The 15167-nt window shown below is 63.5% G+C and carries 15 protein-coding genes; 12 read left to right on the top strand and 3 right to left on the bottom strand.

Features of this window, described 5'->3' with window-relative positions:
* Positions 1–235 precede the first annotated feature (235 nt).
* From dcuC to I6L38_RS06595, 5 genes are all read left to right on the top strand, one after another.
* A complete protein-coding gene (dcuC, locus tag I6L38_RS06615) occupies positions 236–1588 on the top strand; it encodes an anaerobic C4-dicarboxylate transporter DcuC (RefSeq protein WP_043171579.1) in 1353 nt (450 codons plus the stop codon).
* Between the two features lie 128 nt (positions 1589–1716).
* Positions 1717–3375, top strand: a complete 1659-nt coding sequence (locus I6L38_RS06610) for a bifunctional UDP-sugar hydrolase/5'-nucleotidase (protein WP_216989301.1) — start codon at positions 1717–1719, stop codon at positions 3373–3375.
* A 197-nt stretch (positions 3376–3572) separates the two neighbouring features.
* A complete protein-coding gene (locus tag I6L38_RS06605; protein ID WP_024941601.1) occupies positions 3573–5216 on the top strand; it encodes a hypothetical protein in 1644 nt (547 codons plus the stop codon).
* A 139-nt stretch (positions 5217–5355) separates the two neighbouring features.
* Positions 5356–5859, top strand: a complete 504-nt coding sequence (locus I6L38_RS06600) for a M48 family metallopeptidase (protein WP_005300181.1) — start codon at positions 5356–5358, stop codon at positions 5857–5859.
* Positions 5860–5885: 26 nt separating this feature from the next.
* Positions 5886–6674, top strand: coding sequence for a DUF2927 domain-containing protein (locus I6L38_RS06595; protein ID WP_024941602.1), 789 nt, complete (start codon positions 5886–5888; stop codon positions 6672–6674).
* A 139-nt stretch (positions 6675–6813) separates the two neighbouring features.
* Here the strand turns inward: I6L38_RS06595 and I6L38_RS06590 are convergent, their stop codons facing one another.
* The gene (locus I6L38_RS06590; RefSeq protein WP_005300177.1) at positions 6814–7062 is read right to left on the bottom strand and encodes a DinI family protein; all 249 of its coding nucleotides are present in this window, start codon (positions 7060–7062) and stop codon (positions 6814–6816) included.
* Between the two features lie 303 nt (positions 7063–7365).
* Between I6L38_RS06590 and I6L38_RS06585 the strand changes: the two genes are divergently transcribed.
* Positions 7366–7635, top strand: a complete 270-nt coding sequence (locus I6L38_RS06585; RefSeq protein ID WP_024941603.1) for a type B 50S ribosomal protein L31 — start codon at positions 7366–7368, stop codon at positions 7633–7635.
* A complete protein-coding gene (gene ykgO / locus I6L38_RS06580; RefSeq protein WP_005300174.1) occupies positions 7632–7757 on the top strand; it encodes a type B 50S ribosomal protein L36 in 126 nt (41 codons plus the stop codon). Before I6L38_RS06585 ends, ykgO begins: the two co-directional genes overlap by 4 nt.
* A 50-nt stretch (positions 7758–7807) precedes the next feature.
* On the opposite strand, the gene I6L38_RS06575 is transcribed toward ykgO, so the two are convergent.
* Entirely contained in the window at positions 7808–8674 is an 867-nt protein-coding gene (locus I6L38_RS06575; RefSeq protein ID WP_024941604.1) for a pirin family protein, read from the bottom strand.
* A gap of 123 nt (positions 8675–8797) precedes the next feature.
* Between I6L38_RS06575 and I6L38_RS06570 the strand changes: the two genes are divergently transcribed.
* The 3 genes from I6L38_RS06570 (at position 8798) to I6L38_RS06560 (ending at position 12077) form a co-directional block, all read left to right on the top strand.
* Positions 8798–9703 (top strand): LysR family transcriptional regulator, encoded by a 906-nt coding sequence (locus I6L38_RS06570; RefSeq protein ID WP_024941605.1) that lies wholly within the window; start codon positions 8798–8800, stop codon positions 9701–9703.
* A 285-nt stretch (positions 9704–9988) separates the two neighbouring features.
* Positions 9989–11416: an exodeoxyribonuclease I gene (sbcB, locus tag I6L38_RS06565; RefSeq protein WP_043171575.1), complete on the top strand. Its 1428-nt coding sequence runs from the start codon at positions 9989–9991 to the stop codon at positions 11414–11416.
* A 154-nt stretch (positions 11417–11570) separates the two neighbouring features.
* On the top strand, positions 11571–12077 hold the full coding sequence (locus I6L38_RS06560) for a hypothetical protein (protein WP_005300120.1): 507 nt from the start codon (positions 11571–11573) through the stop codon (positions 12075–12077).
* Positions 12078–12150: 73 nt separating this feature from the next.
* Here the strand turns inward: I6L38_RS06560 and I6L38_RS06555 are convergent, their stop codons facing one another.
* Positions 12151–13860, bottom strand: a complete 1710-nt coding sequence (locus tag I6L38_RS06555) for a glycoside hydrolase family 36 protein (protein ID WP_024941351.1) — start codon at positions 13858–13860, stop codon at positions 12151–12153.
* Between the two features lie 159 nt (positions 13861–14019).
* Between I6L38_RS06555 and I6L38_RS06550 the strand changes: the two genes are divergently transcribed.
* Both I6L38_RS06550 and I6L38_RS06545 read left to right on the top strand, forming a co-directional pair.
* The gene (locus tag I6L38_RS06550) at positions 14020–14376 is read left to right on the top strand and encodes a CidA/LrgA family protein (protein ID WP_017785392.1); all 357 of its coding nucleotides are present in this window, start codon (positions 14020–14022) and stop codon (positions 14374–14376) included.
* Positions 14373–15059 carry an LrgB family protein gene (locus I6L38_RS06545; protein ID WP_024941350.1) on the top strand — a complete coding sequence of 229 codons (687 nt, stop codon included), beginning with the start codon at positions 14373–14375 and terminating at the stop codon, positions 15057–15059. The genes I6L38_RS06550 and I6L38_RS06545 overlap by 4 nt, the downstream gene beginning before the upstream one ends.
* The last annotated feature ends 108 nt before the right edge of the window (positions 15060–15167 follow it).

The following is a 15167-nucleotide window of genomic DNA, read 5'->3' as shown; positions in this document are numbered from 1 at the left end:
CGACTGTCACCTACTCCCGTCACAAAGCCTAAGTGTCAGCTTGACAAGTCGCAACCCCGCGCCCGTATTGATTTGCAAGCGAGATCACAAGTGATGCGCTACATCATGGTGGGTTACCCCTTATTGGATAATAATCGCCGAGTTTTATGTCGATGCATTTCGGGATTGGCCAGATTAACCTCCAAGTTGACGCCAATAATGCATCCACTCCCATTCGTACTCAGGAACTCACTCTATGATGGAACTCCTTATTGGTACCCTGGTCACCCTTGCCGTGGGCCGCTACATCTTCAAGGGCTACTCGGCCACCGGGGTGCTGCTCAGCGGCGGCCTGCTGCTGCTGGCGATCACCGCCCTGATGGGCAAGGCGGTGCTGCCCGCCAGCGTCACCTCCACCGGCCACGTGGCCACCGACGTGTTCGAATACGTGCGCTTCCTGCTGGTGGACCGGGGCGGCGGCCTTGGCATGCTGATCATGGTGCTGTGCGGCTTCGCCGGCTACATGAGCCACATCGGGGCCAACACCATTTTGGTGAAACTGGCCAGCAAGCCGCTCAGCGTCATCAAGTCCCCCTACATCCTGCTGGTGGCCGCCTACCTGGTGGCCTGCGCCATGTCGCTGGCGGTGAGCTCCGCCACCGGCCTCGGCGTGCTCTTGATGGCCACCCTGTTCCCGCTGATGGTCAACATGGGGATCTCCCGCGGCGCCGCGGCGGCGGTGTGCGCCTCGCCGGCCGCCATCATCCTGGCCCCCACCTCGGGGGACGTGGTGATGGCAGCCCAGGCCGCCAACATGGAGCTCATCGAGTTTGCCTTCAAGCTGACCCTGCCCATCTCGCTGGTGGCCATCGCCGCCATGGCGGTGACCCACTTCTTCTGGCAACGCTATCTGGATCAGAAGGCCAGCGAACACAACGCCGCCGTCGCCCCGAGCGATCTCATCACCGACGCCCCCGGCTTCTACGCCATCCTGCCCTTCACCCCCATCATCGGGGTGCTGCTGTTTGACGGCAAACTGGGGCCCAAGCTCGACATCGTCACCATCATCGTCATCTGCCTGGTGCTGGCCGCCCTGCTGGAGCTGGTACGCAAGCGCAACGGCAAAGAGCTGCTGGACGGGTTGCAGGTGTGCTGGCGCAGCATGGCCGATGCCTTCGCCGGCGTGGTAATGCTGCTGGTGGGGGCCGGGGTGTTTGCCCAGGGCCTGATGGGGCTCGGCTTCATCGCCAACCTCCTGGATCTGGCCCAGAGCTTTGGCACCGGCGGCATAGTCATCATGCTGGTGCTGGTGGTCATCACCACCCTGGCCGCCTTTACCACGGGCTCCGGCAACGCCCCCTTCTACGCCTTCGTGGAGCTCATTCCCCATCTGGCCACCAGCCTCGGCGTCAACCCGGCCTACCTGGTGATCCCCATGCTGCAGGCCTCCAACCTCGGCCGCACCATCTCGCCGGTCTCTGGGGTGGTGGTCGCCTGTGCGGGGATGGGTAATCTCTCTCCGTTCGAGGTGGTCAAGCGTACCTCGCTGCCGGTGGCCGTCGGCCTGCTGGTGGTGATCCTCGCCACCCAGATCATGGTGCCCGCCTGACGTGGTCGGGGCTCCCTGAGCGGATGCCCCGCCTCTCCCCGCTCTACCAGCCCGGCCTGCCGCCGGGCTGGTATCTCCCCCCGCCATTGGAGTAGACTCGGTGCTCTTTTTCTCTAAGGAGGACCGAGATGAGTATTACGGTTCAACTTGCCCATTTCAGTGACTGCCACTCCCATTTCGACGGCTCCCCCATGCGCTTCGCCCCCGCAGGAGAGTCCGAGTGGCGCACCCAGTGCGGCGGCTATGCCCGTATCCTGACCCGGCTCAACGCCCTGCGCCGGCAGGCGGACGAGGCGGGTCAGCCCTGCCTGTTTCTGCACGGTGGCGACACCTTCCAGGGCTCGCTCTATTTCAACCGCTTCAAGGGGCGGGCCAACGCCGATCTGCTGAGCCTGCTGCGACCGGACGCCATGGTGATCGGCAATCACGAGTTCGATCTCGGCAACGGTCCTCTGGTGGAGTTCCTGCGCCAGCTCGATTTTCCGGTGCTGGCCGCCAACCTCGACAGCAGCCAAGAGCCGGCCGATACCCCACTCCCCCTGCGCGGCCTGTCCAATCTGCACGATGTCAGCCGCCCCTGGCAGCGGCGCCAGCTCGGCGGCGTGCCCTTTGCCCTGCTTGGCATCACCTTGCCGCAGATGGCCGCCATCGCCAACCCGGATGCCCACACCCGCTTCCACGGCATCGAGCAGACCCTGAAGGCCGCACTGGCAGAGATCAAGGCCGCCGGCATTCAGCACATCATCCTGCTCAGCCACCTGGGGCTAGAGCAGGACAAACGGCTGGCCGAGCGTTTCCCCGAGCTCAGCCTCATCATCGGCGGCCACACCCACAGCCTGCTGGGGGAGCTGGCGCCGCTCGGGCTCGACAGCGAAGGCAGCTACCCGCTGATGGTGAACGGGGTGGCCGTCCTGCACGCCGCCCACAGCGCCCTCTGCCTCGGGGTATGCGAGCTGGCCTTTGACGAGCGCGGCCGGGTAGCGCGCAGCCGCGGCCAGCTGGAGTGGCTGCCCTGGCAGCTCTGGCCCTTTGCCGGCAATCCGCCGGCCGGGCTCACCTTCTGCGACCCCGACCCCGAACTGGAACAGCATCTGGCCAGGCGCTACCGGCCCGAGCTGGAGACCATGACCCAGCGCATCGTGACCCGCCTTGACGAGCCGCTGCACCACCAGCGGCTGCCCGATGCCAACCTGCCGGCCGGCAGCCAGGTCGCCCCCCTGGTGGCGAGCGCCATGCTGGCCAGCGCCCGCGAGCAGGTCGGTCAGGTGGACTTTGCCCTGCACAACGCCGGCGGGGTGCGCTGCTCCCTCGAACCCGGGCCGCTCAGCGAAGCGGACATCGCCGGCCGCCTGCTGCCCTTCGCCATCCCGCTCACTCTCTATCGGGTGCACGGTCATGAATTGGCCGAAGCGCTGGAGGGGGCCATCGACAACGCCACCAACAACGGCGTGACGGGCAATGGCAGCGGCAGCTTCCCCTACACCGCCGGAGTGCGCTTCTGTTATCAGGCGGATCAGCCCAAGGGGCGCCGGATCACCCGGCTGGAGTGGGAGCGTGCGCCTGATGAGTGGCAAGCGGTCGAAGCCGACGCCGTCTATCGGGGGGTCTCCAGCGCCTACACCGCCTCCGGCAAGGAGGGCTACACAGCGCTGGCCCGCACCCTGACCCAGCACAATCAGGAGCTCGGCATCACCCTGGCGGATGCCTTCATTCGCTGGGCTCGCTATCTGCCGGCGCTCACCGCCATGCCGGCGCGGGTGGAGTATCAGGGGCCGACCGCCGGCTGATCCCCCGCCAGCCGGGGCGAAAGCCGGACTCGGCTTCGCCCTTTGTCCCCGTACGCAATAAAACGTGCCGCTTTCTTGTCGTAAAGCGGCACTTTTGCAAATTATTTCAAGCACATTCCCCTGGCCCATTGCATCGTGTGGTCAGGCTCGGCAAGATAGGCCCGCTTTCGAGACTTCCCAGCAGGAACAGGTCACCCATGAATCATGCCATCCGTTTTACTCCTCCTCGCGTCAATCCGGGCCTGCGGCCGCTGGTGATCCTGCTCACCGGTTTGCTGGCCTTGCTGTTCTGCCTGCGCAACCCGCTGTTCCACGGCATGGCGCCGGGCTTCGACGCCTCGCTGTTTGCCGTGATGGGCAAGATGTGGAGCGAGGGGGGCGTGCTCTATCGGGACATGATCGACATCAAGGGCCCCATGATCTTCGCCCTCGACGCCTTCGGCTACGGCCTCGGCGGCTTCTTCGGGATCTGGCTGCTGGAATGGGCGCTCTGCTGGCTGGGGCTGATGGCCAGCTGGCAGGCCTTCGGCCAGCTCGGCCTCTCATTGCGGGCCCGGCTCGGCAGCATGCTGGCGGTACTGGCGCTCTACGGCACCCGCTACTACTACGGCAACATGACCGAGGACTGGACCTTCCATTTGGCCCTCATCGCCCAGTGGGCCTTCATCACCATGCTGCTGGACAAGCGCTGCAGCTGGGGACCGGCGCTGGTGGCCGCGCTCACCTTTGCCATCGTTGCCTGGATGCGCACCAACAACGGCGCCTTCTGGGGCGCCTGGTATCTGGTGCTGTTCTGCCACTGGTGCCTGCGCGAGCAGTGGCGCTGCGCCCTCTCCCTGCTCTGCTCCAGCCTGCTGGGGCTGGCGCTCGTCGGCGGTCCGCTGCTGGCCTACTTCCAGCACCACAACCTGCTGGCCGAATTCAAATACTACGCCTTCGACATCTTCTTCGAGGGGAGCTATGGCAACGGCTTCTCGCCGGATGTGGGCAGCGTCGGCCTGCTGCGTACCGGCCTCATCATGCTGCTGCCCGCCTTCATCGTGCTGATGATGAGCCGGCGTCAGGAGTGGTACCTGCCGGTGCTGTGCGCCACCCTGTTTGGGGTCATCTTCACCCTGATCGCCAACTCGGTCTCCGGCCACGTGTTCGATCACTACGACGTGCTCTATCTGCAGCTGGCCCTGCTGCCGCTGGCCTGCCTGCTGGATCGCAGCGAGCAGCAAGCCGATGCCCTCGGTCTGCTCTGCATCTCGCTGGTGGTGCTGACCGCCAGCTGGCTGCTGGCCCAGCAGCTCGGTTACGGCTGGAGCACCAAGGAGTGGTCACTGGAACGGGTACGTGAAGTGCTCGGCAACAGCCTGCTGTGGGCACTGCCGGTGCTCATTCTGGTGCCCCTGTGGCGCGCCTGGGATGTGCGCAGTGCCACCCCCTGGCTCGCTTCGCTGGCCATGCTGGCCCTGCTGCTCAACAACGCCTGGGAAGGCAGCCAGAAAGGCCGGCCCTTCAACCCGCCGGCCCAGGTACGGGTCGACCGGATCCTGGCCGAGACCACCCCTGCCGACAAGATCTGGGTGGATGGCATCCAGCCGCAATATTACCTCTGGACCGATCGCCAGCCGGCCTCCGCCTACCTCTTCTTCGCCAACGTCAACCCGCCCTACGACGTGCGTGAACGAGTGCTGGCGGATGTAAAACGTCAGGAGCCCAAATTTATCATCGCCAAGCCGGATCGGGTTGCCGATGAGCTCAAGAAGCCGGACTCCCCCTCCAGTCTCGCCTTCTATCAATATCTGGTGAGCCAGTATGAAGAGGTGGAGCCGGGTCTCTATCGCAGACGCTGAGCCCCCTTGAGCGAACAGGGCCGTCATCCCGCGATGACGGCCTTTTCATTGCGGTGAGGCAGGCCCGGCCCGAAACGGTAGGCAAGCGGCGACGCGCTGACTACAATGGCGCTCTTTTGATGTATTGAGTAATGCAGACATGGCGGAACTGACCTATCTCGGTGGCTACCCCGAGCCCCTCAAGGCCCAGGTGCAACAGCTGATCGCGGCGGGCAAGCTCGGGGAGGTGCTGGCCAGGCGCTATCCTGAGACCCACCTCATCCAGAGCGACAAGGCGCTGCTCGCCTACACCATGGAGCTGAAGAACCGCTATCTCAAGAGCTCGGCGCCGCTTTCCAAGGTGATCTTCGACGGCAAGATCAACGTGATCAAGGATGCCCTCGGCCTGCACACCTATGTGAGCCGGGTGCAAGGTAGCAAGCTCAAGGCAAAGAACGAGATCCGCATCGCCGCCCTGTTCAAGGAGGCCCACCCGGCCTTCCTGAAGATGATCGTGGTGCACGAGCTGGCCCACCTGAAAGAGAAGGATCACAACAAGAGCTTCTATCAGCTCTGTCAGCATATGGAGCCGGACTATCATCAACTGGAGTTTGATCTGAGGCTCTGGCTCACCTGGCGCGATCTCGAGCGTGCCGCACGCTGACCCATCGCAGGTTTCAAGGAGGAGACATGACCCCGTTGCGCCGACCACTTGCCCGCTGGTTGATGGCGGCACTCTTGCTGAGCCCTTCCCTCTCGGCGGCTGAACGCTGGCAGAGCGATGCCTATCTCACCGCAAGCTTCTTTGAGATCGCCATGAAGCGGGAGTACGGCCACGAACAGAACGTGCGCTTCTCCCGCTGGGAGCAGCCCATCCGGCTCAAGCTGGTCAACGAGTTTGGCGACAAGGCGCTGCAAAGCGAGGTGGTCAGGGTGCAGAGCCAGCATCTGGCCGGCATCATAGGCCGCCCCATCGCCCTGGTCAGCGAGCGACCCAACATCACCCTGATCATGACCGAGCGCGCCAAGATGGCGAGCTGGGCCCAGCGCACCATGGGGCAGGATGCCTCCGTCAAGACGGCGCTCAAGGAGGGGCTCTGCATGGCCAACTTCACCACCAATACCCGCCGCGAGATGGCCCGCGCCACCATCATCATTCCGGTGGATTACAGCCGGGCCAAGGGGCGCTTCCTCGACTGCGTGGTGGAGGAGCTCACTCAGGTGATGGGGCTGCCCAACGATTCGGACAAGGTGTTTCCCTCCATCTTCAACGACAACAGTATCGACAGTTTTCCGACCGGGCTCGATTACGTGCTGCTCAAGCTCGCCTATCACCCGGCCCTGCAGGCAGGCATGACGGCCAGCGAAGTGCGCGCCGCCCTGCCCATCGCCCTCAAGGCGCTGCGGGCCAGCGGCGACATCGCCCAGGCCGATCAGCGGGTGCAGGTCAACAGCCTCAAACGCTGGGCCGGGCTCTAACGCTTACTGCCTGTTCTAGGCTTTGAGGATTAAGGGCTGAAGGCTCGACAAGCACGGGCTCCCATCCCGCGAAAACAAAAAACGCAGCCGTGGCCGCGTTTTTTCTGTCTATCCAATTCTCATATGCTCGACGCCTGGCTCAGGAGGCTGCACTCTCCGGCATCCAGCTGTCGGCGTTCTCCCACACCTCCTGCACCATGGCTTCCGCCAGCTCCTTCTCCTCCTTGCTGGCCCGGCTGACGGTCAATGCCATGGCACTACCGGGGGCGACGCGAACATGCAGGTCGGGGAATTTCTCGCCCAGCTGCTTGAGCAACTCCTGGCGCAGCGCCTCCATGGTCGAGGTGGGCACCTGATGTTTCTTGTCGATGATGATTTCCAGACGCATAGGATACTTCTCCATGATTTTTACTGTATTTTTATACAGTAAAAGTCAAAAGTAAAGAGGGCGCCAGCGGCTGACCAAAAACTCTTTCCTGCCAGACCTTCTCCCCCTGATGCATTTGGCTGCCTATTCAAGCGGTCAATCGAGCAAACGGCGCAACGCAGCAACGCAGCAACGCAGCAACGCAGCAACTTCATTCTCCTCGCTCAACCCTGATGCCGTGCAAAAAGTTGTTGATATTGATTCTCAACGGAGGCATGATCTTATTGTTATAACATAACACTGAATCACACAGAGCGAACCATCATGCGTCCAGACATTCATCCCGAGTACCGTCAGGTTCTGTTCCACGACCTGACCGCCAACACCTATTTTCTGGTGGGCTCCACCCTCAAGACCGATCGCACCAAGCTGTGGGAAGACGGCAACATCTACCCCTATGTGACGCTGGATGTCTCCAGTGCGTCACACCCTTTCTATACCGGCAAGCAGAAGCAGGTCAGCAAGGAGGGTCAGGTCGCCCGCTTCGGCCAGCGTTTCGGTCAGTTCTTCAACAAAGGAAAAGCGCAGTCATGAAAGTCCTCTCTTCCCTCAAATCAGCTAAGTCGCGCCACCCCGATTGCCAGATTGTCCGCCGCCGCGGCAAGCTGTTCGTGATCTGCAAGAGCAACCCCAGGTTCAAGGCCCGTCAGCGCTGATCCGCAGCATCATAAAAACAAGGCCCTTCTGCGAGGGCCTTGTCCATTTATCACTCCGGCATCACGCCGAATCTGCCGCTGTTGAAGTCATCGATGGCCTGCACTATCTCTTCATGGCTGTTCATCACGAAGGGGCCGTGCCCTACGATGGGCTCCTCGATGGGCTCGCCGCTCAGCAGCAACACAGTGGCGTCGCTGTTTGCCTCGATCAGCACCTGCCGCCCTGCCCGGTCCAGCACCACCATCTGCGCCTCCCGGGCGATGGCACTGCCGTTGACCTGCACCGAACCCTTCAACACGATGAGCGCGCCGGTCCAGCCTTCGGGCAACTCGAGTGTGCTGATGCTGCCCTGTACCAGACTCAGATCCCAGACATGCAGCGGACTGAAGGTATGGGCCGGGCCACGGACCCCCTCAAACTCGCCGGCGATGACCCGTACCGACCCCGCGTCGCTGGCCAGTGCCACCGTCGGAATGTCGCGTGCCAGGATGGGCTGGTAACCGGGCGGCGTCATCTTGTGCCGGCTCGGCAGATTCACCCACAGCTGCACCATCTCGAGCTCACCGCCTGACTTGCTGAAGGCCGGGGCATGAAATTCCTCGTGCAAGATACCCGCGCCGGCGGTCATCCACTGCACGTCACCCGGGCCTATCACGCCGCCCCGACCGGTCGAATCCCGGTGCGCCACTTCGCCCTTGTAGACGATGGTCACCGTCTCGAAACCGCGATGGGGATGTTCACCCACCCCGCGCGGCTGGCTAGTCGGCGTGAAGTTGGCCGGGCCGGCATAGTCGAGCAACAGAAACGGGCTCAACTGCTTGCCGTGGCTGCTGTAGGAGAAGAGGGAGCGTACGGGAAAGCCGTCGCCCACCCAGTGAGGACGGGGGGCGCTGTAGACACCGAGGATCTTTTTCATCTGTCGCTCCTGACATATCCGGTGGAATTGAACACTGGAGACAGCATAGTTTCGAGACGAACAGGTGGGTAGACTGCTAAATTAGGCATCAGCGTCCTATTTTTGGAACGATGAGAGCGCCCTATGCAGGATCTGAACGATCTCTACTACTTCGTCCAGGTGGTGGATCACGGCGGTTTTGCCCCCGCTGGCCGCGCCATCGGCATGCCCAAATCCCGCCTCAGCCGCCGGATAGCACAGCTTGAAGAGCGGCTCGGCGTGCGGCTGCTCCAACGCTCGACCCGCCAGTTTGCGGTGACCGAGCTGGGCCGTACCTATTACGAGCACTGCAAGGGGATGCTGGTGGAGGCCGAGGCGGCGCAGGCTGCCATCGAGATGACCCGGGCCGAGCCCTGTGGTCTCATCCGCATGAGCTGCCCCATTGCCCTGCTGCATACCCATATCGGCCCCATGCTGGCGGATTTCATGGCCCGTCACCCGCAGATCGGGATCGAGCTGGAAGGGACCAATCGGCGGGTCGACCCCATCGCCGAAGGGGTCGATGTGGCGATCCGGGTCAGGCCGCCACCGCTGCAGGACAGCGAACTGGTGATCCGGACACTGGCACAGCGTCGCCAGTGCCTGGTGGCCAGCCCGGCACTCGTCGCACAACGGGGCTTGCCTGCCGCGCCGGCGGATCTGCACGGCTGGCCCAGCATGGGGCTGGGGGCGCCACGGCAGCACTATGTCTGGTCGCTGTTCGGGCCGCAGGGGGCCCATGTCGAGCTCGCCCACCAACCCCGTTTCGTCACCACCGACATGGTGGCCCTGCGCAGCACCGCGCTGGCCGGGATCGGCGTGGTGCAGTTGCCGCTGTTGATGGTGCGGGAGCAGCTCGATGCCGGCACCCTGATCAAGGTGGTGCCCGCCTGGGAGCCAAAGCCCGAACTCATCCACGCCGTGTTCCCCTCCCGGCGCGGCCTGCTCCCCTCTGTGCGGGCGCTGATCGACTATCTGGTGGCACGATTTGCCGCCATCGACGAGGAGTAACCTGCCGTGCCCGGCCGCGATCGCCAGGCTGGACATCCATCCTCGATGTCTGGCACATTGGCGGACGCGGCCAGAGAAGCCGTTGAGCCATGCCTTTGTCTTAGAAGATCATGGCGTTGCTCATCTCACCGGGCTGGCCAACCTGCCGCGGCCAATAAACCGCCAACCACGACGACTGCCCTTCGCTCTGCCTGCGCTATGGTTTACCATGCAGGCAACCGAGGTGCATGGCACCCCCACCCAGGCGCCAGGCGCCGCCGTCATCGGATATCCCTCTCGAGCAACATGAGCAAAACAGCACACGCCGGCAGCGAGCCGACCTTCTACTTCCACGATTACGAGACTTTCGGCATCAGCCCGGCCAGGGACAGACCGGCGCAGTTTGCCGGCATTCGTACCGATGCGGATTTCAACCTCATCGGCGAGCCGCTGGTCATCTATTGCAAGCCGCCGGCGGACTATCTGCCGGAGCCGGAGGCGTGCCTCATCACCGGCATCACGCCACAAAAAGCGATGAAGGACGGGCTGTGCGAGGCGGATTTCATCCGCCAGATCCACGAGCAGTTCGCCACCCCAGGCACCTGCGTGCTGGGCTACAACAGCATCCGCTTCGATGACGAGGTGACCCGCTACACCCTCTATCGCAACTTCTATGACCCCTATGCCTACAGCTGGCAGAACGGCAACTCCCGCTGGGACATTCTCGACATGCTGCGGGCCTGCTACGCCCTGCGCCCGGAGGGGATCGAGTGGGCGTTTGACGAAGAGGGCAAGCCGAGCTTCAAACTGGAGAAGCTCACCGTCGCCAATGGCGTGTCCCACGCCAACGCCCACGATGCGCTCTCCGACGTGCTGGCCACCATCGAGATGGCCAGGCTGGTAAAAAAGGCCCAGCCCAAGCTGTTCGATTATCTCTTTGATCTTCGCAACAAGAACAAGGTGAAGGCCCTCATCGACGTGGTGACCATGAAGCCGCTGGTACACATCTCCGGCATGTTCTCCCCCTGGCAGGGGTGCGCAAGCTGGGTGTCGCCGCTCGCCTGGCACCCCAGCAACCAGAACGCGGTGATCATGGTGGATCTCACCCGCGACCCCACCCCGCTCATCGAGCTCACCAGCGAGGAGATACGCGAGCGCCTCTACACCAAAAAAGAGGATCTCGGGGATCTTGCCGGCATTCCGGTGAAGCTGGTGCACATCAACAAATGCCCTGTGCTGGCGCCGGCCGCCACCCTGACGCCGGAGCGGGCGGACCAGCTTGGCATCGACCGGGCTCAGTGCCGCAAGAGCCTGGATCTGCTGCGCGCCCACCCCGAAGTGCGGGAAAAACTGGTGGAGGTATTCAATCAGGAGTTTACCGGCAACAATGACGGCGATCCCGATACCCAGCTCTACGCCGGCTTCTTCGGTCACGGCGACAAGTCCACCATGGATCTGGTGCGCGCCACCCCGGCGGATCTGCTGGGCGAGCGGGAGTTTGCCTTCACCGACGCCCGGCTGCCGGAGATGCTGTTTCGCTACCGCGCCCGCAACTGGCCGCACACCTTGAGCGAACCGGAGCAGAAGCGCTGGCGACTACACTGCAGCGACTACTTCAGCCGCCGTCTGCCGGACTATGTGCCACGCCTCGAGGCGCTGGCTGAGCAGAATCAGGGGAACGATCGGAACTTTACCATCCTCAAGAGCCTCTATCACTACCTCGAAAATCTGTGAGATGTGACCCGCCTCACGGTTAAATGACTGTACGCTCCCCCGCCCCGCGACATAATGGGAAGGGGAGCAAAGACTCCTGATGTTTCAATTATTTGTGCGCTAACATTGCACTAACGGCCGGTTGGCCTATCGACCCTTGGGGATGCCTCATCCGATGCGTTCAGGATTATCCGGTTTTGGTTTGCTCATCTGCGCCCTGCTGCCATCGACCAGCATGGCGGGTGTGCGCTTTGATATCCCCGACTACCTGCTGCAGTTGCCGCAGCAGACCTATGAGCTGATCGAGAGCAACTTCAGTCGCCTCTATCGGCAGACCGACTTCACCCCCCAGATCACCAACAGCTATTTCAACCGCTCCGATCTCTACAACTTCGTCGGCGTGCCGCTGGCCATCACTCCCCAGGCCGGCTTTCAGCTGGAGGTATTCGGCCAGCTCTACAACCGCGCCTCCCAGAGCTATGTGCACATGAGCCAGGACATGTCGCTCTATCGGATGATCCGGGCCGACATGATGGGCAACACCAACGACGAAGTAGCCCTCGGCATGGGGCTCGGCATTCCGCTCACGGCGCAGCTCACCTTCAAGGCCCTGCTCTCCAGCAACGAGATCCCGGGCTATGGCGCCGCCAACTACGCCATCGGCTTCGAGTGGCGTTACTGACTCAAGGCCAGCAGCCCTCTTTCGCAATAAATTCAGGCTCCCATGGGAGCCTGAATCATGAGTGCCAGCCTGCTCAGCGGTAGCGGATCACCCGCCCCTCACCCCCCTGCAGGGTGAGCGCAGTGCCGACGGCCCCCTCATCCCAGAAATCCTCGCCACCCGCCGGCAGCAAAAACTCCTGAGGCTGCGCCTCCCAGTTGAAGAGGCAGAGCAGGGTACCGCCCTCGGGCAGGCTCACCTCGCCGCAGGCAAAGTCCATCGACTCGAAACGGGCGCAAGGGGCCCGCGCCGCGCAGAGCTCCAGCAGCTTGCGCAGTTGCGCCGCCTGAACCTCGTCGAGATCCTGCAGCCTGTCCCCGGCCAGCATCATGCCACCGCTTGCCACCAGCGCCGCCAGATGGAAGTGGTACTCGGCAGGGCTCGCCTGCTGGCTTGGCAGATCCCGCAGGCAGATGCAGTCAGGATCGAGGGCCCACAGCCGGTCGTTCTGCCAGGCGCGGCAGAAGGCCTCGCGAGCGATCTGGCGATAGCGATGGCCGTGGCGTTCCACGTCATCGCTCACCCGCATGCCGTGCACCAGGCCAAGGCTTGGCCAGATGGGCGCGTTGCAACCGAGCAAAAAGGCCCCCTCGCCCGCCCCGCGCAGGATGGCGGCCATGCCGCGCCGGTAGGCCTCGACCCGGGTGGCAGCCGGGTCGTGGAAGCGACCTCCGTGGATGGCGCCCCAGAAGTTGGCGTCGAGCTTGAAGTAGTGGATGCTCCACTGCTCGCGCAGGGTACGGAACACCCGCTCGAGGTGAGCCTGCACCTCTGGGTGGGTGCCGTCCAGCACGTACCAGGGGGTGCAGCGCCAGCCGCCGTAGGTAACCCGCTCGGAGGGCAGCGGCAGCCCGTCATCCCCCTTCACGAACCAGTCGGGGTGCTCCTGAAACACCTGGGAGCCAGGCTCGGCGATAAAGGGGGCCACCCAGAGAGCCGGCTCGCAACCGGCGCCTTTGATCTCGGCGGCCAGGGATGCCACCCCCTGCTCGAACTTGGCCGACGGGGTGAGCCAGTCGCCCATTTTCGCTTGATAGCCATCGTCAATCTGCACGTAGCGCAGGGCCGGGAAACGCTCGGCACGCACCTGCAGATTCTCGCGAATGTCGGCGGCGCTCACGTCCGCGTAGTAGTGATACCAGGAGCACCAGCCGCTGGGGCGATCGCCAACCTGGCCGATCAGCGAGCCATGTTCGGCCTCGATCCGCTGCGCCAGTTCGGCCAGCAGCGCCTCCCGATCTTTTCCCTCGAGACAGAGCAGCGCCTCACTCTGCCAGAACTGGCCGGCCGGGAGCGCACGCCCCTCGCCGTTCATCAGGATCTGCAGCCGGCCATCGGGGTAGAGCCGAAACTCCCCGCCAAAGCGCTGGCAGCTGGCAAAGGCGAGCAGCAGCCAGCCCCTGTCGTGCTCCACCAGCAGCAGGTTGTGCACCGTGTGATAGCCCTGATCGTCGGTGATGCGATAGACGCCGGCATCGGGGCAGCGACCGACCGGTTGCAGCGCTTGCCAGCTGCCCATGGTCTGGGCCAGCATCTGGAAGCCTTCGCCGTAGATGGCGCTCGCAGGCGAGAGGCCGAGTTTGCCGTCAAACAGCGTCCAGTGCCCGACCCGGGCCTCGCTGCTGCCGGTGTTGTCGAGCCGCACCCGGCACAGGGGGCCTTCCCACTGGCGGGTTTGCAGCAACGAAGGGGGGAGATGGTGGTCGTCCGCCAGCTGGCGCAGGCGGGACAAGAGAGATGTCATGGCGACTCCTTGTGGTTCGAAAAGGGTTCTATCTGAAAATCTTCAATTAAATCAGCCTCAAACGAACTGATTTCAGCTGTTATTGTTTTAATGCCGCGACCCTGTCTCTCTGGTAGACTGGCGTATTCCTTACTTTACCGTTACCAAGATGGGGCTCCTGTGATCGCGCAACGTGCCTTGCTGTACCTTCGTGACTTTCTGGTCATCGTCGCCTGCCTGCTGGCGGGCAAAGCCCTGGCAGCCATCCTGCCGTTCGCCTTTCCCGGCAGCATCATCGGCATGCTGCTGCTGTTCGTGCTGCTCTCCCTGCAACTGGTGAAACTGCACTGGGTCGAGCAGGGCGCCGGCCTGCTGCTGCGCCACATGGGGGTCTTGTTCGTGCCGGTGGCGGTCGGGCTGGTGGCCTGGCTGGAGCCGCTGCGCCAATCCTTCGGCCTCATCATGCTCTGTATCGTGCTCGGGATCGTGCTGATCCTCGGCACCGTCGGCCGTCTCTACCAGAGGATGAACAGATGATCTTCTGGCTGGCCATTCCCTTGACCCTGGCGCTCTATTTCGCCACCCGGGCCCTCTATCGCAAGCTGCCCTGGCCCATCATCAACCCGGTGCTGGTGCCCACCGCCGTCATCATCGGCCTGCTGCTCTGGTTCGATCTGCCGCTGGAGCAGTACGAGAGCGGCACCCGCCCCATCACGGCCCTGCTGGAGCCGGCGGTGGTGGCGCTGGCGCTGCCCCTCTATCAACAGGCCCGCCAGATCCAGGCCAGGCTCAAACCCATCCTGATCTGTACCCTGAGCTCGGTCCTGATCTCGGTCTGCACTACCCTGGTTATCGGTCATTTTATGGGGGCCAATCCGGCACTGCTGGCCTCGCTCGCCACCAAATCCATCACCACCCCGCTCGCCATGAGCGTCAGTCAGTCGCTGGGCGGCATTCCCGCCATCGCCGCCGCCGTGGTGGTGGTGGTCGGGATCGTCGGCGCCCTGGTCGGCTTCCCCCTGCTCAGGCTGATGCGGGTCACCGACCCCGAAGCCCAGGGGCTGGCCATGGGCGCCTGCGCCCACGCCATCGGCACCGCCACCTCCGCCGAGCAGGGCATCACCCAGGGCGCCTTTGCCTCGCTGGCCATGGTGGTATGCGGCATCCTCACCGCCGCCGTGGCGCCCCTGCTGTTTGCCATTTACCACTGGTTGAGCTGAAGCGCACCCTTTTCCGCTGCGGCGGGCCTGCGGGCCCGCCGATGTGCGACCTGCCGCACAATTTGCACAAGACAAACGTTTCCATTAACATCCCCCTCCGTTTGCCCG

The organism is Aeromonas sp. FDAARGOS 1408, assembly GCF_019048665.1.
GTDB lineage: Bacteria > Pseudomonadota > Gammaproteobacteria > Enterobacterales > Aeromonadaceae > Aeromonas > Aeromonas dhakensis.
Note: the sequence above shows the minus strand (reverse complement) of the source record. Positions and strands in the feature narration are given on the sequence as shown.